Origin of the sequence: Pseudochrobactrum lubricantis, assembly GCF_041929865.1 — a bacterium.
Classification (GTDB): domain Bacteria; phylum Pseudomonadota; class Alphaproteobacteria; order Rhizobiales; family Rhizobiaceae; genus Pseudochrobactrum; species Pseudochrobactrum saccharolyticum.
Genome location: NZ_JBHEEE010000007.1, coordinates 31,563 through 56,885 on the forward strand (window position 1 = coordinate 31,563; position 25,323 = coordinate 56,885).

The following is a 25,323-nucleotide window of genomic DNA, read 5'->3' on the forward strand; positions in this document are numbered from 1 at the left end:
GAAAATGAAAAAGATTGCTTTGACTGTTGCCGCTCTTGCTCTGACTGCCGGTGCTGCTTTTGCTGAAAATCCAAATGTTGGCATTCCTGATGATCTGTACAGCAATGACAAGACACCTGTGATTACCACTTCAACCGTGAAAAGCACGCAGGCTGAAACCTTTACAGACGGTTCGGCTCACGGTTTCGGTGATAATTCACCATCCAGCTATAACGGCTAATTTAGCCGGTACCTCCTCCGCATAATATCAACATTATGAATGACAGCCGGATTTCAACGTCTGATGAACAGACCTCCCAACTGATCCGTTGAAAATGACCGGCCTATAAAAGGAATATGAAAATGAAAAAGATTGCTTTGACTGTTGCCGCTCTTGCTCTGACTGCCGGTGCTGCTTTTGCTGAAAATCCAAATGCCGGTATTCCAGACAATCTTTATGGTGCTGACCAGACATTTGTAACTGCGACTCCGACTGTAACCAGCACACAGACCGAAACCTATAGTGACGGTTCCGCTAACGGCTTTGACGATCATTCGCCTGCAAGCACCCGTCGTTAATTGACGGTAGTGCAAACAAAAGCGGCGGGCTTGAGGCCCGCCGCTTTTTGTTGTTTTTGAAAGGCTGCTTTTAATCGCGCAGCAGATCATTGATTGAAGTTTTTGAGCGGGTCTTCTCATCAACGCGCTTTACGATAACCGCGCAATAAAGGCTCGGGCCTGCTTCGCCATTTGGCAGTGGTTTGCCCGGCATAGTACCGGCAACAACAACTGAGTAAGGTGGTACTTCGCCGTAGAAGACTTCGCCGGTGGCACGATCGACGATTTTGGTGGATTTGCCGATATAGACACCCATACCAAGCACTGAACCTTCGCGGATGATGCAACCTTCCACCACTTCCGAACGGGCACCGATAAAGCAATTGTCTTCGATGATGGTTGGTTCAGCCTGCAATGGCTCAAGCACGCCGCCGATGCCGACGCCGCCGGACAAATGCACATTCTTGCCGATCTGAGCGCAGGAGCCGACTGTTGCCCATGTATCAACCATCGTGCCTTCACCGACATAAGCGCCGAGATTAACAAAAGACGGCATCAGAATGGCATTTGGTGCAATATAAGCGGAATGACGTACAACGCAGTTTGGCACGGCGCGGAAACCGGCCTGTGTAAACTCATCTGCACCCCAGCCGTCAAACTTGGAAGCGACTTTGTCCCACCAGACGGATGCGCCCGGACCACCTTTGATGATTTCCATCGGGTTAAGACGGAAGGAAAGCAGCACTGCTTTTTTCAGCCACTGATTGACTGTCCAGTTACCGTCTGCCTGTTTTTCGGCAACACGTACTTTTCCCTGATCGAGCAGCAAGAGGGATTGTGCGACGGCATCACGGATTTCTCCGGTGGTAGATACCGAGACTGTGTCACGCTCATCAAAAGCTTTTGTGATAATTTTTTCGAGAGCTGACAGATCAGGCTGGGACATATTACTGCTCCTGAGGTGTTGAAACGGAATTAAATCGCATTTATTTCGTCATTCAGACGAAATGCCTGACGAAATATACAGATTACGGAATATTTTCGGCAAATGATTAGGCTATGCTCAAAGCATGGTCAATCTTGGCATTGCCGCTTTTGCACTATATGCCTCAGTATCTGATCTAAAAGTCGCCATGCCGGCCTGCAAAGGGCAATTTCTGGGCTTCCGGTACTCACGTACAATAGGTACGCTCCGTTCCGGTTCTCGAAATCACCCTTTTCGTCTCGGCCTGACGATTTTTGATTCAGACACTCAATATGGAAACACGAACAGTGGCTTGCTTTTTTATAATTGATGTCGCTGCCACAACAGGATGATATTGCATGAATCCGCTTGAGAAAGATGGCTGGACACCTTTCAGCAATTCCGGTGAAACTGTTAAGCGCGTCGCTGCGGTGCCGGATACACCGCAAACGCGTGCGCCTGCCTATAAGCTGGCATTCAGTGATGCGGAATTTATGACCAAGCGGGAACTGCGCCCGATCCGTCTGCAGCTTGAGCTGCTGAAGCCGGAAATGATTATGGAAGAGCGCGGCATCAAGTCGACTGTCGTACTGTTCGGTGGCGCGCGTATTCCTGAGCCGGGCGGCGAGGCATGGGCTGCGAAAAACGAAGTTCAGAAAAAGAACCTTGAAGCTAATTCCGTCTATTACGAAGAAGCGCGTGAATTTGCCCGCCGTTGTTCGGAATACTCGGCTTCAACCTATTATCGCGAATTTGTGGTTGTGACCGGTGGCGGGCCGGGTGTAATGGAAGCGGGCAATCGTGGTGCCGCTGATATTGGTGCGCCGTCTATCGGTTTGAACATTGTGCTCCCGCATGAGCAGGCGCCGAACGCCTATGTCACGCCGGAGTTGTGCTTCAACTTCCACTATTTCGCATTGCGCAAGATGCATTTCCTGTTCCGTGCCAAGGCTTTTGCCGTCTTTCCGGGTGGTTTTGGTACCATGGATGAGCTGTTTGAGACGCTGACCCTGATGCAGACCGGCCGTATGGAGCGTGTGCCGCTGGTGCTGTTCGGCAAAGAGTTCTGGACGAAGGCGATCAATATTCCGTATCTCTCCGAGCAGGGCACAATTTCGCCGGAAGATCTGGAGCTGTTTCATTATGTGGATACGGCCGATGAGGCATGGAATGTCGTGAAAGATCACTACGATCTGTAAGTGCTGATAATGAGAAATTGAAACGCCGGTGTGAACGCACCGGCGTTTTTTATTATCTGTCGTCCGGCTGTTTCGGCGGATGAATAACGGTCACCAGTACAACAGAGATAATCATCAGCAGATACCATGCGCCGAGCTTCGACAGTGAGACCGGCACCCATTGGTCATGCTGCCCCGGATAGAGCCAGACGCGTGACCATGTACCGATATTTTCAGCAATCCAGATAAACAGGGAAGTCAGGAAGAACGCCAGCAGCAGTGGCATACGATGGCGAAAACGGAACACGCGGTAATGCATGCTGGTGCGCCAGAACATCAGTGCGGTGACTGCAAAAAGCAGCCAGCGCATATCTGGTAAATAATGATGGCTGAAGAAATTAATATAAATGCCGGTGGCGAGTGCAAAAGTCAGCGGTAATGGCGGATAGTTTGCCAGTCTGATGTCAAAAATCCGGTTGATCCGCGCCATATAGGAGCCTACTGCCGCATACATAAAGCCGGAAAACAGCGGCACGCCGCCGATACGGAACAGGTTTTCTTCCGGATAAATCCACGACCCCATATGGGTTTTGAAGATTTCCATTGCGGTGCCGACAATATGGAAAATCAGGATGACTTTTGCTTCCCGTAAGGTTTCCAAACGGCACAACAGCATCAGCAACTGAATGGTGATGGCTGACAGAAACAGGAAATCATAGCGTGTGATCAGTTGCGGCAGGGCAGAGCCGTCTGCCCAGAGATATTTGCTGAGAATAATCAGCCCGAGCATGACGCCGCCGAACAGGCATGCCCATGCCTGTTTCAGCCCGAAAACCAGAAACTCAACCAGTGCACCGGAGAGACCATGTTGTGGCAACTGATCGAGCAGCCGGTGTGCGGCTGCATCGATCACAGCTTCCAGTGAAGTGAAGCGGCGTTTGCTGTGCACGGGTTGATGCATTTACGGGTGCAGCGCAGTCAGAAACTCTGTCAGATTATCCGTGACAAAATCCACGCTGTCAGTAAAGGCGGGATCGCTTTCCCAAATCTCACTGAAATCCGGTTCAAAATTATTCGGCACAATCAGAACTGTGCGCATGCCGGTGGATTTTGGCACTGTGAGATTGCGTGCCAGATCTTCAAACATTGCTGCTTTTTGCGGATTGATACCGCATTGTTTGTAAAACAGCTCATAAGGTGCACGCTCCGGCTTCGGCACCAGCTGTGCGGCAACAATGTCGAAAATATCGTCGAAACGGTCGAGAATACCAAGCTGTGCTGCCGCATTTTCTGCATGTTTGCGATCGCCATTGGTATAGATAAATTTGCGGCCGGGCAGGCGGGCAATGGCTTCACCCAGAAGCGGATCGGGTTTCAGCCACGTATAGTCAATGTCATGCACTTTGGCGAGAAAGTCGTCAGGGTCAATCTTGTGACATTCCATCAGCCCTTTCAGGGTGGTGCCATATTCCTGATAGAACCGCTTCTGAACCTTGCGCGCCTCATCGCGTGGCAGCTGCAGCAGTTCTGAGACATAAGATGTCATCCGCACATCAATCTGCGAGAACAGATTAGTGTCATGCGGGTAGAGCGTATTATCCATATCAAACACCCAGTCCGTGACATGGGCGAAGTGGCGCGGTTCAGGTAAATTGGTCATGCAGGTGTTATGCCACGAAGTTTTGTAAAGATCAGCCTTTATTTTGCTGGGTAACAGAGCCTGAGACAGGTGGCTTGTATTTAGCGGCGGGGCAGGGCAAACAGAGCTGATATATTTCTACAAAACAGAAAAGCACTGCATAATCATGGAACTCTGGATACCGATTACAATTGCCGCTGCCTTTATGCAGAATGTGCGCACGACACTGCAAAAGAAACTGCAAGGCAAGCTCGGCACCAGAGGCGCAAGCTTTGTGCGCTTTGGCTATGGGTTTCCTGTTGCCATTCTTTATGTGCTGGGACTGCATTTCTTTGCTGGTTTTGCTTTGCCGCAGCTTAATGGTGCATTCCTGTTCTGGAGTGTTGTCGGCGGGCTGGCGCAGATCTTCGCCACTATCATGCTGGTTTATTTGTTTACCCTGCGCAACTTTGCAGTGGGGACGGCCTATTCCAAAACCGAGCCTGTACAGGCCGCAATCTTTGGTCTGATCCTGCTGGGCGAGCGCCTGACGACCGGTGCCGTGCTGGCAATTATTGTTGGCGTGCTGGGCGTGATGCTGATTTCAGTCGCGCGGATGCCGCTGAGCTGGGGCAATTTGTTTAAAGCGCTGGTCAGCCGTACAGCTTTGATCGGTATTGCTTCGGGTGGTGTGTTCGGTATTTCCGCCGTGGCTTATCGCTCCGCCGCACTGTCGCTTGATGGCCCAAACCCGATTATGCAGGCGGCTGTGACACTTGCTTGTGTAACGACATTCCAGACGGTGTTTATGCTGGTGTGGATGCTGATTAAGGACAAGAACGAAATTGTTCTGGTGCTGAAATCATGGCGCTCATCATCGCTGGTTGGCCTGTCGAGCGTGCTGGGATCAATGGGCTGGTTTACAGCCATGGCTTTGCAGCAGGTGGCCTATGTCCGTGCTCTCGGGCAGATCGAACTAATTTTTACTTTCATCTCGGCAGTGTTCATTTTCAAGGAACGGATCAACCGCATGGAAGTTGCCGGATGTATACTGATTGTTACCGGCATTCTGTTCTTATTATTATGGCAATAAGACATTTTTTCGCGCATTATCCTACGCAAAACCGGTTCCCACTTTTGCTGGAAATGCTCAAAGAAAAATCCCGCAAACTGCGGGATTTTTTATAGGGTCTTGTCGTTACGGCACGATCAACGTGCCGGCACCATGCTCCGTAAACAATTCCAGCAAAACTGAATGCGGGGTTTTACCGTTGAGAATAACCACGCCTTCAACGCCACGGTTAATGGCTTCAATGCAGGTTTCCACTTTCGGGATCATACCGCCGGAAATGGTGCCGTCTTCAATCAGTGCCAGTGCATCTGCAACCGACAATTCCTTGATCAGGTTTTTGTTCTTATCCAGAACACCCGGTACATCGGTGAGAAACAGCAGACGTGTTGCGCTTAGCGCACCGGCAATTGCACCAGCAAAGGTGTCTGCATTGATATTGTAAGTATTGCCGTCACGACCCGGTGCAACCGGCGCAATCACCGGAATAACGGCGGAGCGTGCAAGCAGATCAAGCAATGTGCGATCCACTTCTACCGGTTCCCCGACAAAGCCCAGATCAAGCACACGCTCAATATTGGAGTCCGGATCACGATAAGTCTTATGCGCTTTCTCAGCGAAAACCATATTGCCGTCTTTGCCGCACAGGCCGATTGCCCATTCGCCTTCGGCATTAATCATCGCCACGATTTCTTTGTTGATTGAACCGGCGAGAACCATCTCAACCACTTCAACCGTTTTTTCATCGGTAACGCGCAAGCCACCTTCAAAGCGGGATTCAATGCCAAGCTTGCCAAGCATTGCAGCAATCTGCGGGCCGCCGCCATGAACAACAATCGGGTTGATGCCGGATTGTTTGAGCAGCGCGATATCGCGGGCAAAGGCCTTGCCCAATGCTGCATCGCCCATGGCATGACCGCCATATTTAACGACGACTGTTTTATTCTCATAGCGCTGCATGAAGGGCAGGGCGGCTGAGAGGAGTTGTGCTTGGATTTCAGGGCTTGTCGCGGTCATGGAGCACTCCACGGCATGAAGGGTTATGTGAGTGATAAAGAAACCACTTTGCGTGGTTCCTATTCCTTGGTCAGCAGAGCAATCGCAGCGCGCACTGCATCAAAGCCGATGGCTTTTTCGGAAGATGTGGCCAGAATCTGCGGGAAAGCGGCCGGACGGCGCGCAATCGCTTTCTGTGTTTCTGCCATCAGGCGTGGCACGCCTGCTTCCTTGATCTTGTCGATCTTGGTGAGAATGATCTGATAGGAGACGGCGGCTTTATCCAATAGATCCAGCACATCAGCATCATTCTTTTTAATGCCGTGACGGGCGTCAATCAGCACATAAACGCGCTTCAGCGTGGTACGGCCGCGCAAATAATCAAACACCAGCCGTGTCCATGCATCGACCATGGATTTCGGCGCTTCGGCAAAGCCGTAGCCCGGCATATCAACGAGTGCCAATGGCGGCAGGTCACCATTTTCACCGGAATAGCCATCCGGCACGAAATAGTTGAGTTCCTGCGTGCGACCCGGTGTGTTGGATGTGCGTGCCAAGCCGTTCTGGCCGACAATCGCATTAATCAGCGAGGATTTGCCGACATTGGAGCGGCCGGCGAAAGCGATTTCAACAGGGCCTTCCGGCGGCAGAAATTTCATGGACGGCACGCCGCGGATAAAAATCCATCGCTTGTTGAAGAGAGCCTTACCCTCGGCAACAAGTGCTGCATATTTCTCTGCTTCTTTTGCGACGGCCAGTTCTGCTTCGGTCACTCAATTCTTCCTGTGGCTTATATCCGTGTCATTGCAACATAACACTGTTCTTTATGGCATTGAGCTTTCAGTGGCTTTTGTCAACCATCAATGCGCTTCAGATATAAAAAAGCCCCCGTAAAGGGGGCTTTTCTGTTTGTTTTATTTCTTGGCAGGCTTATCGGTTTTCGCCGGTGCCGCAGGTTCTTTCTTTTTGAACATACCTTTCAGGTTGTCAAAAAGTTCGATCTTGGCACCCTGACGTTTCATGATCATGCCCTGCTGGAGAATGGACAATGTGTTGTTCCATGCCCAGTAGATAACCAGACCTGCAGGGAATGCAGCCAGCATGAATGTGAAGATAATCGGCATCCATGTGAAGATCGCAGCCTGTGTCGGATCCGGCGGTGTCGGGTTCATGCGCATCTGCAGGAACATGGTGACACCCATAATCAACGGCCATACGCCGATCATCAGGAATGCAGGGACATCCCAAGGCAGCAGACCAAACAGGTTGAACAGCGATGTCGGATCCGGCGCAGCAAGGTCATGAATCCAGCCAAAGAACGGCGCATGACGCATTTCGATGGTGACATAGAGAACCTTATAGAGCGCGAAGAATACAGGAATCTGCACCAGCACCGGCCAGCAACCGGCCAGCGGGTTAATCTTCTCGCGCTTGTAAAGCTGCATCATTTCCTGCTGCTGCTTAACTTTGTCATCCGCATATTTTTCGCGGATTTCCAGCATCGCAGGCTGCATCATCTTCATGCGGGCCATCGACTTGTACGATTTGTTGGCCAGCGGGAAGAACAGGGCTTTCAGCAGAACGGTAACCACCAGAATAGCGACACCGAAATTGCCGGAGAATTTATAGATCCAGTCGATGAGGTAGAACATCGGCTTGGTGATGAAGTAGAACCAGCCCCAGTCGATCAGCAGTTCGAACTGCTTGATGCCGAGTTTTTCTTCATATTCTTTGATCTTGGCAACTTCTTTAGCACCGGCAAAAACATGGTTCTTGATGACGGTGTTCTGACCGGCGGCAATGGTTACAGGCGCGCTGAGGAAGTCAGCCTGATAACGTGGTGTGCCGTCAGTGAAGTAAGAGAAGCGTGCTTCAAAGCTTTCGTTCTGCGGCGGAATCAGTGTCGCAGCCCAATATTTGTCGGTAATGCCAAGCCAGCCGCCTGTTGCTTTGGCAAGCGGCATGTTCTTGTTGTCTTCGATCTTGGAATAGGAAATTTCCTGCAGACCCTGATCGCCGACAACGCCGATCAGACCTTCATGCAGCACATAGGTGCCGCTGGCATGTTCAGGCTTTTCAAAACGGGTTACGCGGCCATAGGAGCTGAGCGAAACGGCCGCATCAGTCGGGTTTGTGATCGTATCCTCAACGGCGAACATATAGTTCTCGTCCACGGAGATCACACGCTTGAACTGGATACCTTTTTCATTGGCATAGGTCAGGGTTACCGGTGTTGAAGGGGTGAGCTTGTCATTGCCTTCAATATTCCACTCGGTTGCAGGACCCGGAACAGTGCCGATTGCATCATTGCCGGAGAAGCCGAGTTCAGCGAAATAGCCCTTTTTCACGCCTGAAGGCGCAAGCAGTTCAATTTCAGGGGATTTCGGATCAACGGTTTCGCGATAATCCTTCAGGAAAAGATCATCGAGGCGGGCGCCGACAGTATTGATCGAACCGCTGACGCGCGGTGTATCAATGCTGATACGCTTGCTCTGAGTCAGCGCTGCTTCACGGGTAACAGGTTTTGCTCCCTGAGCCTCTGCTGTCTGACCCGGAATACCAGCCTGAGGCGCATTGCCCTGCGGGATATTGGCAGATGTTGCACCATTGGCGGATGTTGCCTGCGCATTCTGAGTATTCTGCGCTTCAATCCGTGCCTGTTCTCTCTGAGCCTCAGTCTTTGGCCCCAGATAGAATACCTGCCAGAGCGTGAGAATCAGAATCGACAGGCCAATGGTGAGAAAGAAGTTACGATTTTTTTCCATTGACGGGTCCTGGTTCCTGTCAGTTCATTACAGCTAAGTGCGCAAAACCGCTGCGCTGTCCTAGCGTATAATATGCTGGCTGACAGAGCGCTGTGCAGAATATGCCCCATACCTGTCAGAGTTAAGTGCCTGCCTTATAATACGAGCCATTCAGAAAAGCGAACGCTGAGACGATATAATTCAGGCCTATTTTGAGAAACGGTCATTTAAACCGCTTTGAGAGCTCTCTGGTCAGTGCGCTGAAGGGGGCGTTTAACGCTTCCCTGCGTGCAACAATAACATAATCAGTTTGCGGAGCCATTGCGGCCTCATTGAGTGCAGCGGCGGCTTTCAGGCGGCGGCGGATTCTGTTGCGGATAACCGCATTGCCGTTTTTCTTGGTAACCGTGAAGCCGACACGCGGGTTTTCACCGGTTTTTGCCTGTTTGCTGGTTGCCTCATCGCGTTGTTTTACTTCCAGAAGGAAATATTTGCCACGACGCTTTTCCCCGCTGCGAACAGCCAAAAACTCCGCTCTCTTGCGAAGGCGGAGTGTTTTGGTCTGCTTATTTGCTTGTTGTGTCACCGCTCTACGCGGAGCAACAATTATGCAGAAAGCTTGCCGCGACCGCGTGCGCGGCGGGCTGCAATAACTTTACGACCGCCTGGAGTAGCCATGCGCGAACGGAAACCGTGACGACGCTTGCGGACGAGTTTAGATGGCTGATATGTGCGCTTCATTTGTTTAATACCGCGGTGTGCGGCCCTTCTTAAATCTGTTTTTTAACAGGAGCTGGTTCAGACGCGGTCGATGAACGACCTTGCAAAAAATATCTGAACGTGGGGCGGCTTATAGATGCAGGCAGGTTTTGAGTCAAGAATGGAGCGGAATATTCGGTCAGCATAAGGATTGCTCACATTATTCCGAAAAAATATGTGCTGTTTTCCGTTTTCTTGACCCTGACAAATAGTCTTGGCGCGCTTTGATGCTTATAAGGCTTTATCGAATTTACAATGAGAGGAAGAACTATGTCTGTTAAGCGTTTCGAATCCGGCAAGCGTATGAGCGGTGCGGTTGTCCATGGCAACACTGTTTATCTGGCCGGTCAGGTTGGTACAGAAAATGCAAGCGTGACTGAACAGTGCAAAACTGCACTGGCTGAAGTTGATCGTCTGCTGGCTGTTGCCGGTACCGACAAATCCAAAATCCTCCAGACCATTATCTGGCTGGATGACATGAAAGATTTCGCAGAAATGAACGCGGTTTGGGAATCATGGGTTGATCCTGCGAACACACCGGCACGCGCAACCGGTTCTGCCCATCTGGCAACTCCGGGCTACAAAGTAGAGTTCATCGTTACTGCTGCTCTCGATTAATTTGTTTCCGGTGCCGCATTATAATGATGCGGCACCGGATATTTTATTGTGCAGCTGCCGGCTGAGGCATGGCCATAGTGCGGATACGTTGTGAATAACCTTCGCGGCTGCCCTTTGCCTGCTCACTGATATCCGCATTGAGACGCATCGATTGCGTATTGGTCTCAGCCGTTACAATCAGTTGTTTTTCAAACATATATTCAGGCAGATAACCGGAGAGCAGCACGCGATAATCAAGTGCGATCGACGGGTCGAGAATTCGTGCCATGTCAAAGACAACCGTCGTGCAATTGGCGGTCAGTGTATTATAGAAACCGGCTTCTTTGCTCAGGCGATTGGCTGTATCGGTATATAGTCTGAAAAGCTGCCGTGCCTGTTCCGGTTCAATATCCACGTGATAGCGATAGACATGCTCACCACGCACATTGGTGCGCAGATAGATAATGTCGCTTTCTTCTGCCGCGATCATTGCCAGTTCAAAATCTTTGAAGAACCCGCCGATTTCAGAGAAAGCCTGTCCGCGTTTTTTACGGATTTCTGCGGAGAAAACGACCTGTCTCCCGTCTTCAAATCCGAAGCTGACCAATGTGTGGGCAATCGCAGGCCCTGCCCAATAGGACAAGAACAGGTCAACGCTTTTAATCTGGCTCAGATCATAATCGGCACTTTTCCAGTTAACGGTAAAATCCTTTTCCGTGCGCCAGTCAAAATCACGGATATGATCGAGCCGCACCATATCGCCATTATACTCGGCGGTGACTGTTTGTGCGACTTCCGGTGCCCAGTCGCGGTTCAGCGATGGCTTGATGCCGTGCCACCAGATCAGCAAAATTGCGAACAGGATTGCAAAGCTGATAAATGCGGCTCTGCGATAATGTTGCAGGTCGGTGAACCAGAGTGTGCTGAGTGCAGCCAACGCTACCAGCACCCATATGCCGATTGCAGCATAAGTGAGCAGGCGCGATTCTGTCAGCTGATAATGGAGTGCAAGACTGCCCCAGACGGTGATGATAATCAGAACCAGACTGAAAAAAGCCTGAGCCAGAAGTGCTAAGAAGACCAGAGCTGGTTTATATGTCATTTGGTTCCGGTATTGCTGATGAGGCGGAATATCTGTTGAAGATTTTTATTATGCGGCATGAAGTTAAAATAATTATTGATGGCATGTTTTCGCCGCGATTGAGATTTAGAGAGTGGCCTGTTTTGAGCTTGCCAGAATTGCAACTCTCCGTAAAATGCGCCTTTACAGGCACGCAATGCATCAATTTACCGACTTGTTAGATTATTTTAATATTTGTCCGGCAAAACTTCTCCTATGGTAAACAAATTATTCTCTTTCTCCGCTTCTGCCACTGTGGCAGCTATGCTGATCTCGTTTCTGCCGCAGGCTGTGCTTGCGCAGGAGACGCCGTCCCGTGCTGAAACAGCTTCCGGTAATGCGGCATTTATGAAGAAATCAGATATAATGACACCGGCCACAGGCGCGGGGCTGACCATGCGTAATCCTAAAGCGGATGCTGCTGAAGCAGCGAAAGATGTGAGCAAGGTGGTAAAAGAGGCAATTTCCCGCAGTCAGAAATTTGTTTATCACTTTACCAAGCCGGAAAACGGCAGCGGTGAAACGATTGTCCTGCTGCATGGCTCCGGCGGTAATGAAACCAGTCTTGTGCCGTTTGCGCAGGAAGTCTGGCCGCGTGCCACGCTGCTCGGTATCCGCGGACGGGTTTTGCAGGAAGGCCGCACACGCTGGTATGCCCGCATTACGCCGGTAAAATTCGACCAGAAAGATGTGCGTAATGAAGCGGATGCTTTTGTCAGTTTCCTGACCAAACTCTCTGAAGACGATCAGATTGATTTGAGCCGTACCACTTTTGTCGGCTATTCCAATGGTGCCAATCTGCTGGCCGCCACGATGATACTGCATCCTGATCTGGTGAAAAAAGCTGTTCTGATGCGCTCTATGCCGGTGCTGGATCAGACACCGGCAGCTAATCTGAGTAAAGCTAAGGTGCTGGTTGTGACCGGTGCTGATGACAAGATGTATGCGCCTTTTGCGCCTGCACTCTCGGATTTGTTGCGTACCAGCGGTGCCAAAGTGGATGCGCGCGTGGTGAAGGCCGGTCATATGATCGGTGCGAAAGATGTGTCGCTGGTGACTGCCTGGCTCTCGGGGCAGGGGCCGGATGGCGCACCTGCAATGTCGCAGGCTGTGACGACAAAGACCAAAGACAAAACGGATAAATTGAAAGCCCTGCCGGAAGCACAGGAACCGGCCACTCAGAGTGAGCAGGCACTGGAACAATCGAAGAAGTAATGAAAAAAGCGGCTTAGAGCCGTTCCAGTTTAAACGAGTTGCTGGAACGGCTCTTTCTTTTTATTTTACGCATTATCCAACGCATCGTAGCAGGAAAAGAAATCAGTCCGGTGAACTGATTTCCCTGCGGAGGCGCTGCGCACTTTTGCTGGAAATGCTCTGAAGCCGCTTTTTTCTGGTATTACCACTGAATATTAATCAGGCCGCAATCACCGGTTTCCGCACCATAGGCGAGGCGCGTACCGTTTTTATCCCAGCCCATTGAGCTGATGGCGCCTTTACCCGGACGACGCAGCAGCACTTCTTTCTGATCAGCAAAGCGGCAGAGCAGTACCATTCCGTCCTGATAGCCGACAGCGACAATATCTTCGACCGGATGACAGGCAACAGCTGTAACCATTGTGTCACCACGCAGGCCAAGTTCCAGCGGAGCTTTGCCCATCGGACCGTCTTTGCCTGCGAATGGCCAGATGATTGCCGCAGGAGCGCCGGAAGTGGCCAGCCATTTGCCTTTAGGGCTCCATGACCAGTCTTTGACCTTGGCCGGATAACCGGTCATGCGCATATTGCGGTTATCTTCCAGACGCCAGCCATGCAGCGCATTTTCCTGCATAGTGGTGATCAGAAAACGACCGTCCGGCGAAAAGACCACGCCGGTATGTGCGCCTTTCCATTCCAGATCAACCGGTTTGCCGGCAGTGCCTGCCCAATGCAATGTCGCGCCATTATAACGGGCAATGGCGAGGCGAAGACCTTTGGGTGCGAAGGCAACGCCTTCAACACTGCGCTCATGGGCAAATTCGGTGGTTTTGCCATTGGCTTCACGCACCCATGCGGTACGGCCGGAAGCATAGGCCACTGCACCATGAGGGCCACTGGCAACCGCAGTGATCCATTTGCGCGGCAGAACAGCCAGTTCCTGCACATTGCCTTTTTCGTCAGTCTGACAGATGCGTCCGTCTTCACCGCCGGTGATCAGGGCTTTATTGTCAGCTGTTGGTGCAACGCAGAGCAAACCGTCATGCATAGTGACAGTTTTATGCGCTTCATCCAGCCAATGAAGTGTACCATCGGCCAGTGCATAATAGGCATTATCATTGAGGAAGCCGGCTTTCAGGCAGTGGCTTCCCAGATCAATAGGGGCAATCGTCGGCATGGTTATTTACATTTCTCGAAGCCGGAACGCAGTGCCTGCTCATTCAGATTACGACCGATAAAGACCAGACGGCTTTCGCGCTTTTCGTCCGGTTTCCAAGGACGCTGGTGATCGCCTTCGATAATCATATGCACGCCCTGTACCACATAGCGGTCATCGTCACCGGCAAAAGCGATGATACCTTTGAGGCGCAGAATATCCGGCCCCTGAACCTGCGTTACATTCTGAATCCACGGGAAGAATTTAGCAGCATCCAGCTCGCCGGTGCGCAAGGATACGGACATAACCGTTACATCGTGGATCGCTGAAGCATGGCCGTGGTCATGCCCATGGTCATGATTACAATCTGGGCCGCAGCTATGGTCGTGATCATGATGGTGGTGATGACCATGATGGTCGTGTCCGTGGTCATGGTGATGATGATCGTGCCCATGGTCGTGATCGCAGTCAGGGCCGCAAACATGATCCGGATGATCATGATCGAGGAAATGCGGATCATTTTCCAGCGCACGCTGGAGATCAAAAGCACCGCGATCGAGAACTTTCGTCAGATCAATTTCTGCGCGCTGGGTACGGTGAATAATCGCATGCGGATTGATGGCACGGATAGTCGCTTCGACATGGCTAAGTTCCTGCGCATTAACCAGATCGGTCTTGTTGAGCAGAACCACATCGGCAAAAGCGATCTGGTCTTCGGCTTCTTTACTGTCTTTCAGACGTAACGGCAGATGTTTGGCATCAACAAGGGCGACCACAGCATCAAGCTGGGTTTTGGCGCGCACATCATCATCCATGAAGAATGTCTGGGCAACCGGCACCGGATCGGCAAGGCCGGTGGTTTCCACAATGATCGCGTCGAAACGGCCCGGACGGCGCATCAGACCTTCAACCACGCGGATCAGGTCGCCGCGCACGGTGCAGCAAATGCAGCCATTGTTCATTTCATAGATCTCTTCGTCGGACTCGACGATGAGATCATTATCAATGCCGATTTCACCGAACTCATTGACGATGACAGCATAGCGTTTGCCGTGGTTTTCGCTGAGAATACGGTTGAGCAGGGTGGTCTTGCCGGAGCCGAGATAGCCGGTCAGCACGGTAACCGGAATTTTAGGGAGTGTGGTTGCGCCAGTCGCAACCTGATCTGCTACAGGGCTATCGCTCATGGGTAGAGTGCCTCTTCATTGTCAGAATTTTTACCGGATCGGACAGGTGATGCCGGGAGCCGAAACGGTCTGTGTGTTGAAATCTTTGTGCATATAAGAATTGCGAAACCGTAATTCTATAGAACAGACTAGTTATATAGAGCAATCACCTCGGTGCGATTGTTCTCAGTTTTCAGAGTGCAGGCGATTGCCCAAAGACCGAGATATCAAACCGGTGGACATCATCCATCAGTCCGGTCAGGCCGCTCACTGCATGAGCGATGATTTTTTCGCCATCTTGCGCATTGGCACGTAAAGCATTGCCTGCGGCACCCTGCTTGTTCAGATCGCTCATCATCCAGCCAAAAGCGTGCGGGCCATAGGCACGCAAATACTGAAACTCTTCAATGAATTTTACCTGTTCATTGATGTAATTCTGCGCCTTATCCATCTGCACAAGCTCCGGTGCCAAGGCCAGCATAACAGAAGTTTCGATATAGCCTGCATGGATATCAAGGTGCTTTTGTTCTGCACTGATGAGATCTTCCGGTATGCCGAACCTTGTCCAGTGGGTTGCCACGGCCAGCATGCCTAAACGTGCGCGCAATTCTGTGGCGACAATGGTTGCCAAAGGGGAGTTGCCGCCATGGGCATTGAGGATAACCAGCTTGCGGATATTGGCGGCACAGAGATTTTCGCCGATGCCGATCCAGCGGTTCACTGCTTCAGAAAAAGCCAGCGTGCGGCTGCCTTCCACATCCATATGTTCAACAGAATAGCCAACCGGCTCAGTTGTCAGAAAGCGCGCGGTAATATGCCCCGGCAGATTTTCTGCCAGACGGGCAGCTATGCCTTCGGCGATGATTGTGTCTGTCTCAAAAGGCAGATGAAGTCCGTGTTGCTCATGGGCACCCAGCGGTAAGACAGCAATGAGATTTTCAGGAATAGTGTCCTGCAGCGGCTCAGTTACGAGAGCCTCGCTGGTTTGCGGCACTCTGTCAGAAAGGGCGGAACTGGCGTGCTGGGTGATCTCCGGCAAAATATTTCTCCTCTGATATGTGCAAGTGAGAGGCATCATAACGGGTGAGTGTGGCTGCGGCTATTCTAAATACGCCTTTATGCCCGTTGTCCTGACTTGCAGCTGCGGCCAGACTGCTGCTTGTCAGTCATAACGCCTTCAATTAGGTTGTTTATGAAATGATAAACGGACAGGTAGGGTGCATATGAGCAAGTCAGGCAAAACTGCTATTCTTCAGCCGTTACAGCACAATGCGCGGATGATGCGCACGATATTAGCCACACGGCTGCTGGAACACGGATTATATGCGGGGCAGGATGCGGTTTTGCTGAAACTTGCCGAAGAAGACGGCCTGCCGCCCGGTATTCTGGCGCAGCGTCTGGGCGTGCGTCCCCCGACAGTGACAAAAACGATCAGCCGTTTGCAGGCACAGGGTTTTGTTACCAAACAGGCATCGGAAAGCGATCAGCGCCAGACTCATGTGTTTCTGACCGATCAGGGGCATGATGTTATCCGTGTGATTGAAAAGCTGGTGCGTAAAACTGAAAAAGACTGTCTGCGCGGTTTTGAAAAGAAAGAACGGAAAGTTCTGCTGAAATTGCTGTCGCGGATGGAAAATAATCTGAATGCTGTTGCTGCCGGTCGCCCGTTGCGTACTGCTGCCAGTGATGAAGCCGATACGGCGGATGATCTGGCTGATGATGATGCCGATTAAAACGGAACAATGCAGGTGAGGGCGGCTCTGTGTTCCGTATTGAATAATTTGCCGGATAAGTTGCTAAAAACTGTCTCGCTATTTGTTAAACTATATTCTAGATATTGATTAACTAAGATTACTGAAGATAACTATACCGCAGAACTGCCGGTTCCGGTGAATATGATTGTTGAATAAGGGGCGGACGGCTTTTGGCCCAGAAGATCAAACTTTCAACCATTGCTGATGCGCTTGGCGTGTCAACGGCCACGGTTTCTCTGGCTTTGCGTGACAGTCCTCTGGTGGCGGATCAGACCCGCGACCGTATCAAGGAACATGCCCGCGCCATCGGCTATATTTATAACCGTCGTGCCGCATCGCTGCGCACATCGCGCTCCGGCATTATCGGTGTTGTGGTTCATGATATTATGAACCCGTTTTTTGCGGAAATTCTGCGCTCTATTGAAACGGAACTGGATCGCTCCCGCCAGACTTTCATTCTCAGCAATCATTATGATCAGCTGGAAAAGCAGCGCACATTTGTGGACACGCTTTTGCAGCTCGGCGCAGACGGCGTAATCATGTCTCCGGCCATCGGTACGCCTGCGGAAGATATTGAACTGGCAGAAAATAACGGTCTGCCGGTGGTGCTGATCGCCCGTAATGTGGAAGGTGCAGATGTGCCGGTGTTTCGCGGCGATGATGCCTATGGCATCAGTCTTGCGACCAATCATCTGATTTCACTCGGACATACCCGCATTGCGATGATCGGCGGCACGGATCAGACCTCTACAGGTCGCGACCGCTATCAGGGTTATGTCAATGCGATGGAAAAAGCCGGACTGACTGTGAAGCCGGAATGGCGTATTCCGGGGCCGCGCACCAAACAGGGCGGCTTTGAAGTGGCACCGCAATTTTTATCACTGAAAGACAAGCCGACGGCAGCTGTGTGCTGGAATGATCTGGTCGCTATTGGTCTGATGAATGGTATTGCCCGTGCCGGTCTGGTGCCGGGTGAAGATATTTCTGTGACCGGTTATGATGATCTGGAAGAGGCGGCAATTGCTACACCGGCACTGACAACCGTCTGGAACGGTCAGCGCGAAGTTGGTCGTCAGGCAGCGCGTGCTCTGCTGGATCAGCTCAATGGTGTTGAAATGCATAGCGATCAGCCGCTGATCAAACCGGAATTACATATCCGTCAGTCGACAAGTAAACCTGCCTGATACGCATAAACAGGCAGGTTTCAGTATTTTAGTATTTGAAATTTTGTAAAATTATATTCTAAATACGCTCTGTATTCATAGGCGGGGGCGTGTTGTGAAGTCTGTATCAGCAGTTATTTGCAGTCAGTTTTTGTTAATTGCAGTTTTGCCGGCCGGTGCCGCAGATTTAAATCCCACGCAAGTCACAGATATACGGATCAGCAATCCCGATTTTTCTTTTCTGGGCGGAATTGGTTACATCCATCTGCAAGGAGACGAGCTGGTTTATAATAATACCGGCAAGAAGATCAGCCATCTGATCTGGAAGACGGATGCTCCGGTTCTGACCGCAACTGCCAAAGCCGTATTTGATAATGACTGGACGCTGGCAGGCAATGTGATGGTCGGTTTCAGCGGCAATAACCGGATGAAAGATTATGACTGGCTGATGGACCCGCCAGCCGGTTATGGCTCCGATGCGTGGTCACATCGCTCAATCCATCCTGATACACAGCTTAACCGCTATATAACGGCTGATCTGGCGCTGGGGCATGATTTCCGCGTCAATGAAACAGCGCTGCTTAATCTGCATGGCGGCTTTAAATATACCAATGTGAAATGGGATGCCTATGGCGGCAGCTATATTTATAGTCGGAATGAATTTCGTGATGATGCCGGTGATATTCCTGATGGTGAACGCACTATCAGTTATGAACAGAATTATCCGACAGCATTTTTAGGGCTGGAAGCAAGTAAGAGCTTTGAACAGTGGACGTTCTCAGTGCAGGCAAGGGGTGGTTTGGCCTTTAAATCCAGAGATGAAGATCATCATTGGCGGCGGAACCTGCGTTTTACTGAGAAATATGATGGCCTGGCATTCATGTCCGTCGGTGCGCGTACAGAATATGCCTATACTGCGCAGACGTCATTTTTCCTCGCCGGTAATTATGAGCGCTATTTCAACAAAACTGCTGATACAACAATGTATAATCTGACCAGCGGAGAGGTCGTGGAATATTTTCCGGACGGAGCCGGAATGAAATTCCAGTCTTTTTCTTTAAGCGGCGGATTGAAATACCGGTTCTGAAATACAGATCGCGGGTTTCAGAACCGCGATCTGTAACACTGTATATTTTTTACTCTGCTTTGCCGGCATGTTTGCGCACAGCATCACCGAATGCCTGAAAGATTTTGGCTGAAGGTGCATCGGAGCGCACCCAATATTCAGGATGCCATTGCACTGCGAGCGCAAAATCCTGTGCGTCCTTCACAACAACTGCTTCAATCGTACCGTCTTCGGCTACGGCTTGCGGCTCAAGCTTGTCAGAAAGGCGGTCAATCGCCTGCCGGTGCACAGAATTGGTGTTAACTGCAGTGCTTTCCAGAATCGCAGCAAGGCATGAGTTTTCAGCAATCTCCAGCGGATGCGAAATCGCATAGCGCTCATCACGAATTGTGGAAACCGGTGCGCGGTGATCGTTCTTGCCGTTGAGTTCCTGAATATCATTGGCCAGCGAACCGCCAAGCGCGACATTCATTTCCTGCAAACCACGGCAGATGCCAAGCACGGGAATACCCCGTTCCAGTGCAGCGCGGATCAAAGGCAGGGTGGTCGCATCGCGGTCCGGATCAAACGGGCCGTGCTGTTCTGTGGCTTCCTGTCCGTAATGCTCCGGATGCACATTGGAACGGGAACCGGTGATGAGCAGACCGTGCACCGCCGCGAACAGGGCGTCGTGGTCAACCTTGTCACGGATATTCGGCACCAGAAGCGGTGTGACCTGAGCGACTTCAGCAAGCGCTGTAATATATTCCGAAGGTGTTGCGTGCCAGTTATTGCCGTCAATATCACGAATGTCAGATGTGACAGCAATCAGAGGGCGGGATTTTTGCATGATAAACAGGCCTTGTCGTGGTTGCGCAGTCGCAGGCAGTTGGTTAGTTTTACGAGTATGCAGTGAGGCAGCGTTTCTGTAAGAGCCGGAAAAATGCAAAATAAGAGCGGGAATACCGTCCGGATTGTCAGTTTTCAGCGGCCTGAATTTGTCTACTGTAAAGCGGCGTGATTGGGAATAATTATTGTAAAATTTTGCGCTGTGTATGACGGCAAAGTAATTGATTGAGAGGGCGATGTCCGCAAATCATCCGAATATATTTTCTGTCAAAGATAAAGTTATTGCGGTGACAGGCGGTTCGTCAGGGCTGGGGCATCATATGGTGCACACACTTGCTGCACATGGTGCAAAAGTTGTGTCCATCGCGCGCAGCCATCCTGTGACCTCCTGTGCTGATTGCGAGACTGTAAAGCCGGATATTTTACACATTTGTGCCGATGTTGCCGACAGTGCGGATATTGCTGCCGCCTTTGACGAAGCGGAGAAGCATTTCGGTACGGTCAGTGTGGTGTTTAACAATGCCGGTATTGCCTGCAAAGCGAGTGCTTTGAAAACAACCGCCGAGATGATGGAGCAGGTTTTCGCGGTTAATGTTGTCGGGGCGTTCAATGTCGCGCAGGAAGCTGCACGACGGATGATTGAGGCCAAAATTGCCGGTGCGATCATCAACACCACCAGTATTCTGAAAAATATGCCGCAGAAAGGCGCTGTTGCTTATTCCATGTCTAAGGCAGCCTTGGCGCAGATGACGCGGGCTCTGGCACTTGAATGGGCAGCACATAATATTCGCGTGAATGCCATTGCTCCGGGCTGGTTTCCGACAGGGATTAATCAGGAGCTTATGACAGGACCGGCAAGTAATTATCTTAAGGCGAAGAACCCGATGCGCCGGCTTGGAGAAAATGGTGATCTGGAAGGCGCATTGTTGCTGCTTGCTTCCAATGCGGGCGGTTATATGACGGGTACAACCATCACGGTTGATGGCGGACACAGCCTGCAGGGGTGAAATCTGCGACTGTTGGCGGATTGATTTTCAGGCGGGATCAGCGGACAGTCTGATTGCGCGGGCTGAAAGCGCTGTGTTTGCGGGATATATCTTTATTGCAGAACTTACGAATATCATAATTTTTAAATATATTTTTATAGTTCCCGGCGATAATAATCCTATCAAAGGGGGTAGCAACCTATGGCATTGATTTTAATGTAAAAACACTCAGAAGTAGAAAAATTTGAAACTTATTTTTAAAGTATTTTTGTCATTCTTCCCCGGCGAGGGGGAGCAGTGACAAATGACATGGTTATTTAAGACCAACATTCCGGTGGACGTTCGCCTGTCATTTGTCAGAGCGCTTTATGGCAACCGGGAAACACTTTGGTTCGGACTGGCCGCACATATGCTGGCCTGCATGGTTATTTATTTTAAAACCGGCGACATTGTCTTTGTTATCTTCTCCGGCCTGTTTGCGCTGACTACCAGTATCCGCATGTATGATATGCATGTGTTTGACAGGGCGGATTTCAGCAGACTCACCCACGACAAAATCAATCGCTGGGAAATGCACTATCTTTTGGGTGCCTGTGCAATTTGTCTGATCCTCGGGCTGCTTTGTTTTTACAGCACCTATGTGATCGATGATCCGTTTGCCGAACTGGCCAGCCTGTCTATTCTTCTTGCCTCCGTTGTTTCAATTGTCGGCCGTAATTATGCGTCGCGCAATGCCGTTGTCATGATGTCGGTATGCGCTCTGGTGCCGGTGTTGTTCGGGTTTATTCTGGTCGACAGCATCTATCATGTGATTATCGGCGCATTGCTGGTGCCGTATTTTCTCAGCAATATTCAAATGGCCAATGGTCTGCGACAGTCCTTGTTTGCGGCCGTGATGAATGAGCGCCGCCTCAGCACCGTTGTAAGCCGCTTTGATACGGCGTTGAATAATATGCCTCAGGGGCTGGTGATGCTGGATGGCCGTGCATCAATTGCTGTGGTCAATAAGCAGGTGCGGGATATGCTGAATATCTCGCAAAATATCAGCCTTCTGAACCGTCCGTTTGAAGTCGTTCTGCGCTATTGCAGCAAGCACGGATTGTTTCCGCGTGATGAGCTGGACAATGTGCGTATGCGGATTGACGAGTTGCTGGAAGGCCGCCGTCAGCGCGATGTGTTTCATTTCGGCAATAATCGCTACATCGAGGTGATGTGTAATCAGCGTCGCGAAGAGGGAGCGGTGCTGATTTTTGATGATGTGACAGGACGTATTGAGGCCGAAGCGCAGATCCAGCATATGGCGCGCTATGACGGGCTGACAGGATTGCCGAACCGTTTCTATTTTGAAACGCTGGTTCGCGCACTGACCGCAGGCAATAAGCCTGACGACCTCGTTGCGCTTGCTGTCATTGATCTTAACCACTTCAAGCATGTGAATGATTCATATGGTCATCACACCGGTGATGAGCTGTTACGGCAGTTTGCGGAGCGTCTCGGCCAGCTTGATGCCGAGCGTTTTGTGGCATCGCGCTTTGGCGGCGATGAATTTGTTCTGTTCATTCAGGGTATTAAAGACCGCTCGCATATTAATACTGTTATGGATGAGGTCACGGCCTATCTGAGCGGTGTTTATGAATTTGCATCCCAGCAGATCTATCTGGATATCAGCGCCGGTGTGGCGGTTGATATTATGAAGAATGTCGATCTTCGTGGCCTGCATGTGAATGCCGATCTGGCGCTTTATGAGGCCAAAAGCAGCGAACATGACCGCTGGGTTGCTTTCGTAGAGGCAATGGATACAAAATATCGCTCACGGCAGAAGCTTAAAAATGATCTGCGAGAGGCAATCAATGCAGGCAGTCTGACAGTTGTCTATCAGCCGATTGTCAGCCTGAATTCTCTGCGTATTGTGGCGGTTGAGGCGCTGTCCCGCTGGCATCATCCGAAATTCGGGCCTATCGGTCCTGCGGACTATATTCCGCTTGCCGAAGAGATGGGGATTATTACGGAACTCACGCAGTTCATGCTGAACCGTGCCTGTCAGGATTGTGCGGGCTGGGGGCATAAGATCGGCGTGTCGGTCAATCTCTCTGCCATTGATCTGAAAAATTCCGGCATTGTCGATATGGTTGTTGATGCTTTGCAGAAAGCGCAATTGCCGTCTTACCTGCTTGAAGTTGAAGTGACGGAAAGTGCAATTATCAGCGACCGCGTCAAAACCTGCGAAATGCTGCAGCGGCTGAAAAATTCAGGCATTAACATTGCTCTTGATGACTTCGGTACCGGTTATTCCAGTCTCAGCTATCTGAACACATTGCCGCTGACAAAGGTCAAAGTTGATCGTTCTTTTGTCCGCGATATCGTGACGGACAGACGGGCCTTTATGCTTTTGCGCGGTGTGACACAGCTGTCTCATGAGCTTGGTTTCGGCGTTACCATTGAGGGCGTGGAAACTGAGGAGCAGCTGAAACTGATTCGCGGAACCGGCGGTGCAGATCTGGTACAGGGCTTTTTGCTCGGCGCACCACTGAGTGCCGATGAGATCAGTGCGCAGCTCGGGCGCTCGCTCTCCGTGATGTCGAATAACCATGCAGAGGCCGCGCAGGCGGACGAACTTCCTTCCTGATCAGCGGTTCTTCCTGAGAATATGCCGGTGATATTTGTCTCCGGCGATGCATTCATTTCGCGGCAAATATAAAAAAGATTAATTGTGCCGGTCTGGACCCTTGCTTTTTGTCACACATAAAGAGAAATGGTTACCAGCATATTTGTTTCCTCAAATCAGCGGGCAGATATGCAAGGTGATGCCCGTGAGGGCTATTGCTGTTTCCTGAATATATTATGTTCCGGACATAAGACATCTGCCGGAATGGTTAGTGCTTTGAAATTACGCTTTATTTTAGATTTTGCTTATAGGGGGCGGGTTTAAAATAGGAGGTGTATTCCCGTATATTTTACGGAATATGAAGCGTGGCATATTCATGAAACGGCTGCACCAGAGCTTTAGTTTATTGGTGGCGGACATTATAGATGACGGTCTCTCAACCGGTTGCGAAAGCACCAGTCCTTTCGAACTTTGCCCGGCACATGCTGGAGTTTCTGGATCGAGTGGAATACCGGCGGGTTATACACGCGGAAGATCTGGAAGAGGTCGGCCGGCTGCGTTATCGTTCCTATATGACGCGCAATGTCATGGACGACAATTTTCTTGGTACCATTATTGATGAAGTCGACCGCGATCATCAGGCCTATGTGTATGGTGTCTATATAGACGGTATTCTGGTCAGTACGCTCCGTGTTCATCACATTACGGCAGAGCATCGCATCGGTACCAGCGCCAAATTATTTCCCGATATTCTGGGGCCGATGCTCGATAATAATATGAGTTTTGTCGATCCCACACGTTTTGCTGCGGATCCTGCTTATCTCGCTGAATTTCCCGCCATTCCCTATCTGACATTGCGCATTGCCGCGATGGCGTCAGAATATTTCAATGCAAGCTTTTGTCTTGCCGCAGTCAAGCCGGAGCATATGGCTTTCTATAAGCGCATCTTTGGCTCGCAAATGCTGGCAGACCCGCGCGATCATGAAGGCTATGGTATTCAGGTGGGCTTAGGCGCTGCGGCGGTCAGCTCAATCCGTGACGCGGTTGCCGTGCGGTTTCCGTTTTTTAAATCTCAGGCTCATGAGCGGCGCAATATGTTTGCCGATGTTCGTGCAGGCAATGTTCCGCTGACTATTCTACCGACGGCTAAATATACCGGACTGGGGATCTAAGTATCTGATCTAAAAGTCGCCCGACTTGGCTGCAAATGGCATCGGCTTGCAGCAGATTGTCGCAACATTGGCGATGAAGTGAAGCTTGCCTATTGCTTCAGAACTGTGTCAACTGTGGCCAGATAAGATTTCTGAACCGGAAGACGGCCGCAAAGGAAGATATCTTTGGGGAGGGAGAAAGAAATGGCAGAAATTCAGCACGGTCCTGCAGAGCTTGGCGCAGAGATGGATTATCCTGAGCATGAGCGCACCTATCATGGTTTTACCTTTTTGGTAAAATGGGGAACGATTGTGCTTTCCGCTTTGATGATCGCGATGGCATTTGCATTTTTTGCTGCCGGCTGGTTCTCGGGTGTTATTCTGTTCGCGCTGATTATGGCAGCGGCAGTTTTCTTTGCCTGAGACCTGTCAGAAGCAGACTGAAAAATTTCATTTCAGAACGGCATGGAATCCATAAATTATACCGCCATTTTGGCGGTATAATTTTTTGCGCCCTGTTCAGAGCAAAAATCTCTCCATAATTGCGTATTTTCGATCACATAAGAAATTTTTTGCATAAAGAGTATTGCAGCCTGCTTTTTCCGTGATTTACTGCGCCCGTCCAAAATGTTGTTCCGGAGGAGACCGGTGCGGATTTTGTGAGTTTTGGGG

General features: G+C 50.7%; 25 protein-coding genes and 1 pseudogene. 13 read left to right on the plus strand and 13 right to left on the minus strand.

Annotated features, from left to right (window positions below; all coding sequences use genetic code 11):
* Nucleotides 1-4 precede the first annotated feature (4 nt).
* Both JNC80_RS14740 and JNC80_RS14745 read left to right on the plus strand, forming a co-directional pair.
* The gene (locus JNC80_RS14740) at nucleotides 5-220 is read left to right on the plus strand and encodes a hypothetical protein (protein ID WP_022712476.1); all 216 of its coding nucleotides are present in this window, start codon (nucleotides 5-7) and stop codon (nucleotides 218-220) included.
* Between the two features lie 122 nt (nucleotides 221-342).
* Nucleotides 343-558: a hypothetical protein gene (locus tag JNC80_RS14745; protein WP_116088882.1), complete on the plus strand. Its 216-nt coding sequence runs from the start codon at nucleotides 343-345 to the stop codon at nucleotides 556-558.
* A 70-nt stretch (nucleotides 559-628) separates the two neighbouring features.
* Here the strand turns inward: JNC80_RS14745 and dapD are convergent, their stop codons facing one another.
* Complete coding sequence (gene dapD, locus JNC80_RS14750; RefSeq protein WP_376710733.1) at nucleotides 629-1,483, minus strand: 2,3,4,5-tetrahydropyridine-2,6-dicarboxylate N-succinyltransferase; 855 nt, start codon at nucleotides 1,481-1,483, stop codon at nucleotides 629-631.
* Nucleotides 1,484-1,860: 377 nt separating this feature from the next.
* On the opposite strand from dapD, the gene JNC80_RS14755 reads away from it, so the two are divergent.
* Nucleotides 1,861-2,700, plus strand: a complete 840-nt coding sequence (locus JNC80_RS14755) for an LOG family protein (RefSeq protein ID WP_022712479.1) — start codon at nucleotides 1,861-1,863, stop codon at nucleotides 2,698-2,700.
* Nucleotides 2,701-2,752: 52 nt separating this feature from the next.
* On the opposite strand, the gene JNC80_RS14760 is transcribed toward JNC80_RS14755, so the two are convergent.
* Together JNC80_RS14760 and JNC80_RS14765 are read right to left on the minus strand one after the other, a co-directional pair.
* A complete protein-coding gene (locus tag JNC80_RS14760) occupies nucleotides 2,753-3,628 on the minus strand; it encodes a DUF817 domain-containing protein (protein ID WP_376710734.1) in 876 nt (291 codons plus the stop codon).
* Nucleotides 3,629-3,640: 12 nt separating this feature from the next.
* Nucleotides 3,641-4,339 (minus strand): pyrimidine 5'-nucleotidase, encoded by a 699-nt coding sequence (locus tag JNC80_RS14765; RefSeq protein WP_022712481.1) that lies wholly within the window; start codon nucleotides 4,337-4,339, stop codon nucleotides 3,641-3,643.
* Nucleotides 4,340-4,484: 145 nt separating this feature from the next.
* On the opposite strand from JNC80_RS14765, the gene JNC80_RS14770 reads away from it, so the two are divergent.
* The gene (locus tag JNC80_RS14770; protein ID WP_220160195.1) at nucleotides 4,485-5,390 is read left to right on the plus strand and encodes an EamA family transporter; all 906 of its coding nucleotides are present in this window, start codon (nucleotides 4,485-4,487) and stop codon (nucleotides 5,388-5,390) included.
* Nucleotides 5,391-5,495: 105 nt separating this feature from the next.
* Here JNC80_RS14770 and argB read toward each other — a convergent pair whose 3' ends face one another.
* From argB to rpmH, 5 genes are all read right to left on the minus strand, one after another.
* On the minus strand, nucleotides 5,496-6,383 hold the full coding sequence (argB, locus tag JNC80_RS14775) for an acetylglutamate kinase (RefSeq protein WP_376710735.1): 888 nt from the start codon (nucleotides 6,381-6,383) through the stop codon (nucleotides 5,496-5,498).
* A 59-nt stretch (nucleotides 6,384-6,442) separates the two neighbouring features.
* Nucleotides 6,443-7,135 carry a ribosome biogenesis GTP-binding protein YihA/YsxC gene (gene yihA, locus JNC80_RS14780; protein ID WP_022712484.1) on the minus strand — a complete coding sequence of 231 codons (693 nt, stop codon included), beginning with the start codon at nucleotides 7,133-7,135 and terminating at the stop codon, nucleotides 6,443-6,445.
* Between the two features lie 141 nt (nucleotides 7,136-7,276).
* On the minus strand, nucleotides 7,277-9,127 hold the full coding sequence (gene yidC, locus JNC80_RS14785; protein ID WP_213598882.1) for a membrane protein insertase YidC: 1,851 nt from the start codon (nucleotides 9,125-9,127) through the stop codon (nucleotides 7,277-7,279).
* Nucleotides 9,128-9,329: 202 nt separating this feature from the next.
* Nucleotides 9,330-9,632 (minus strand): ribonuclease P protein component, encoded by a 303-nt coding sequence (gene rnpA, locus JNC80_RS14790; RefSeq protein WP_051139099.1) that lies wholly within the window; start codon nucleotides 9,630-9,632, stop codon nucleotides 9,330-9,332.
* Between the two features lie 80 nt (nucleotides 9,633-9,712).
* Nucleotides 9,713-9,847: a 50S ribosomal protein L34 gene (gene rpmH / locus JNC80_RS14795; RefSeq protein WP_022712486.1), complete on the minus strand. Its 135-nt coding sequence runs from the start codon at nucleotides 9,845-9,847 to the stop codon at nucleotides 9,713-9,715.
* Nucleotides 9,848-10,135: 288 nt separating this feature from the next.
* Between rpmH and JNC80_RS14800 the strand changes: the two genes are divergently transcribed.
* Nucleotides 10,136-10,483, plus strand: a complete 348-nt coding sequence (locus JNC80_RS14800) for a RidA family protein (protein ID WP_116088876.1) — start codon at nucleotides 10,136-10,138, stop codon at nucleotides 10,481-10,483.
* 43 nt (nucleotides 10,484-10,526) lie between these two features.
* On the opposite strand, the gene JNC80_RS14805 is transcribed toward JNC80_RS14800, so the two are convergent.
* A complete protein-coding gene (locus tag JNC80_RS14805; protein WP_376710736.1) occupies nucleotides 10,527-11,564 on the minus strand; it encodes an Lnb N-terminal periplasmic domain-containing protein in 1,038 nt (345 codons plus the stop codon).
* Nucleotides 11,565-11,798: 234 nt separating this feature from the next.
* On the opposite strand from JNC80_RS14805, the pseudogene JNC80_RS14810 reads away from it, so the two are divergent.
* Nucleotides 11,799-12,686: pseudogene (locus JNC80_RS14810) on the plus strand (alpha/beta hydrolase); the annotation flags it as partial.
* A gap of 292 nt (nucleotides 12,687-12,978) precedes the next feature.
* On the opposite strand, the gene JNC80_RS14815 reads toward JNC80_RS14810, so the two are convergent.
* The 3 genes from JNC80_RS14815 to JNC80_RS14825 form a co-directional block, all read right to left on the minus strand.
* Nucleotides 12,979-13,953 (minus strand): WD40 repeat domain-containing protein, encoded by a 975-nt coding sequence (locus tag JNC80_RS14815; RefSeq protein WP_376710737.1) that lies wholly within the window; start codon nucleotides 13,951-13,953, stop codon nucleotides 12,979-12,981.
* A gap of 2 nt (nucleotides 13,954-13,955) precedes the next feature.
* The gene (locus tag JNC80_RS14820) at nucleotides 13,956-15,119 is read right to left on the minus strand and encodes a CobW family GTP-binding protein (protein ID WP_022712491.1); all 1,164 of its coding nucleotides are present in this window, start codon (nucleotides 15,117-15,119) and stop codon (nucleotides 13,956-13,958) included.
* 172 nt (nucleotides 15,120-15,291) lie between these two features.
* Nucleotides 15,292-16,056 (minus strand): creatininase family protein, encoded by a 765-nt coding sequence (locus JNC80_RS14825; RefSeq protein WP_376710807.1) that lies wholly within the window; start codon nucleotides 16,054-16,056, stop codon nucleotides 15,292-15,294.
* A 265-nt stretch (nucleotides 16,057-16,321) separates the two neighbouring features.
* Between JNC80_RS14825 and JNC80_RS14830 the strand changes: the two genes are divergently transcribed.
* The 3 genes from JNC80_RS14830 to JNC80_RS14840 all read left to right on the plus strand — a co-directional run bounded on the left by JNC80_RS14830 (nucleotide 16,322) and on the right by JNC80_RS14840 (nucleotide 19,102).
* Nucleotides 16,322-16,831 carry a MarR family winged helix-turn-helix transcriptional regulator gene (locus JNC80_RS14830; protein ID WP_075657041.1) on the plus strand — a complete coding sequence of 170 codons (510 nt, stop codon included), beginning with the start codon at nucleotides 16,322-16,324 and terminating at the stop codon, nucleotides 16,829-16,831.
* Between the two features lie 191 nt (nucleotides 16,832-17,022).
* Nucleotides 17,023-18,036, plus strand: coding sequence for a LacI family DNA-binding transcriptional regulator (locus tag JNC80_RS14835; protein WP_028234002.1), 1,014 nt, complete (start codon nucleotides 17,023-17,025; stop codon nucleotides 18,034-18,036).
* A 94-nt stretch (nucleotides 18,037-18,130) separates the two neighbouring features.
* Entirely contained in the window at nucleotides 18,131-19,102 is a 972-nt protein-coding gene (locus tag JNC80_RS14840; protein ID WP_376710738.1) for an omptin family outer membrane protease, read from the plus strand.
* Between the two features lie 49 nt (nucleotides 19,103-19,151).
* On the opposite strand, the gene JNC80_RS14845 is transcribed toward JNC80_RS14840, so the two are convergent.
* Complete coding sequence (locus tag JNC80_RS14845) at nucleotides 19,152-19,910, minus strand: gamma-glutamyl-gamma-aminobutyrate hydrolase family protein (RefSeq protein ID WP_022712496.1); 759 nt, start codon at nucleotides 19,908-19,910, stop codon at nucleotides 19,152-19,154.
* A gap of 235 nt (nucleotides 19,911-20,145) precedes the next feature.
* Between JNC80_RS14845 and JNC80_RS14850 the strand changes: the two genes are divergently transcribed.
* From JNC80_RS14850 to JNC80_RS14865, 4 genes are all read left to right on the plus strand, one after another.
* On the plus strand, nucleotides 20,146-20,916 hold the full coding sequence (locus tag JNC80_RS14850) for an SDR family NAD(P)-dependent oxidoreductase (RefSeq protein WP_116088869.1): 771 nt from the start codon (nucleotides 20,146-20,148) through the stop codon (nucleotides 20,914-20,916).
* A gap of 283 nt (nucleotides 20,917-21,199) precedes the next feature.
* Nucleotides 21,200-23,521, plus strand: a complete 2,322-nt coding sequence (locus JNC80_RS14855; protein WP_213598863.1) for a putative bifunctional diguanylate cyclase/phosphodiesterase — start codon at nucleotides 21,200-21,202, stop codon at nucleotides 23,519-23,521.
* A gap of 404 nt (nucleotides 23,522-23,925) precedes the next feature.
* The gene (locus JNC80_RS14860) at nucleotides 23,926-24,672 is read left to right on the plus strand and encodes an N-acyl amino acid synthase FeeM domain-containing protein (protein ID WP_022712500.1); all 747 of its coding nucleotides are present in this window, start codon (nucleotides 23,926-23,928) and stop codon (nucleotides 24,670-24,672) included.
* A 183-nt stretch (nucleotides 24,673-24,855) separates the two neighbouring features.
* Nucleotides 24,856-25,074, plus strand: a complete 219-nt coding sequence (locus JNC80_RS14865; protein ID WP_022712501.1) for an aa3-type cytochrome c oxidase subunit IV — start codon at nucleotides 24,856-24,858, stop codon at nucleotides 25,072-25,074.
* The last annotated feature ends 249 nt before the right edge of the window (nucleotides 25,075-25,323 follow it).

What these genes read in the sequence shown, in the direction of transcription:
- JNC80_RS14740 (WP_022712476.1), top strand. Translation starts at nt 5, where the DNA reads ATGAAAAAGATTGCTTTGACTGTTGCCGCTCTTGCTCTGACTGCCGGT.
- JNC80_RS14745 (WP_116088882.1), top strand. Translation starts at nt 343, where the DNA reads ATGAAAAAGATTGCTTTGACTGTTGCCGCTCTTGCTCTGACTGCCGGT.
- dapD (WP_376710733.1), bottom strand. Translation starts at nt 1,483, where the DNA reads ATGTCCCAGCCTGATCTGTCAGCTCTCGAAAAAATTATCACAAAAGCT.
- JNC80_RS14755 (WP_022712479.1), top strand. Translation starts at nt 1,861, where the DNA reads ATGAATCCGCTTGAGAAAGATGGCTGGACACCTTTCAGCAATTCCGGT.
- JNC80_RS14765 (WP_022712481.1), bottom strand. Translation starts at nt 4,339, where the DNA reads ATGACCAATTTACCTGAACCGCGCCACTTCGCCCATGTCACGGACTGG.
- JNC80_RS14770 (WP_220160195.1), top strand. Translation starts at nt 4,485, where the DNA reads ATGGAACTCTGGATACCGATTACAATTGCCGCTGCCTTTATGCAGAAT.
- argB (WP_376710735.1), bottom strand. Translation starts at nt 6,383, where the DNA reads ATGACCGCGACAAGCCCTGAAATCCAAGCACAACTCCTCTCAGCCGCC.
- yidC (WP_213598882.1), bottom strand. Translation starts at nt 9,127, where the DNA reads ATGGAAAAAAATCGTAACTTCTTTCTCACCATTGGCCTGTCGATTCTG.
- rpmH (WP_022712486.1), bottom strand. Translation starts at nt 9,847, where the DNA reads ATGAAGCGCACATATCAGCCATCTAAACTCGTCCGCAAGCGTCGTCAC.
- JNC80_RS14800 (WP_116088876.1), top strand. Translation starts at nt 10,136, where the DNA reads ATGTCTGTTAAGCGTTTCGAATCCGGCAAGCGTATGAGCGGTGCGGTT.
- JNC80_RS14805 (WP_376710736.1), bottom strand. Translation starts at nt 11,564, where the DNA reads ATGACATATAAACCAGCTCTGGTCTTCTTAGCACTTCTGGCTCAGGCT.
- JNC80_RS14815 (WP_376710737.1), bottom strand. Translation starts at nt 13,953, where the DNA reads ATGCCGACGATTGCCCCTATTGATCTGGGAAGCCACTGCCTGAAAGCC.
- JNC80_RS14820 (WP_022712491.1), bottom strand. Translation starts at nt 15,119, where the DNA reads ATGAGCGATAGCCCTGTAGCAGATCAGGTTGCGACTGGCGCAACCACA.
- JNC80_RS14830 (WP_075657041.1), top strand. Translation starts at nt 16,322, where the DNA reads ATGAGCAAGTCAGGCAAAACTGCTATTCTTCAGCCGTTACAGCACAAT.
- JNC80_RS14845 (WP_022712496.1), bottom strand. Translation starts at nt 19,910, where the DNA reads ATGCAAAAATCCCGCCCTCTGATTGCTGTCACATCTGACATTCGTGAT.
- JNC80_RS14850 (WP_116088869.1), top strand. Translation starts at nt 20,146, where the DNA reads ATGTCCGCAAATCATCCGAATATATTTTCTGTCAAAGATAAAGTTATT.
- JNC80_RS14855 (WP_213598863.1), top strand. Translation starts at nt 21,200, where the DNA reads ATGACATGGTTATTTAAGACCAACATTCCGGTGGACGTTCGCCTGTCA.
- JNC80_RS14860 (WP_022712500.1), top strand. Translation starts at nt 23,926, where the DNA reads ATGACGGTCTCTCAACCGGTTGCGAAAGCACCAGTCCTTTCGAACTTT.
- JNC80_RS14865 (WP_022712501.1), top strand. Translation starts at nt 24,856, where the DNA reads ATGGCAGAAATTCAGCACGGTCCTGCAGAGCTTGGCGCAGAGATGGAT.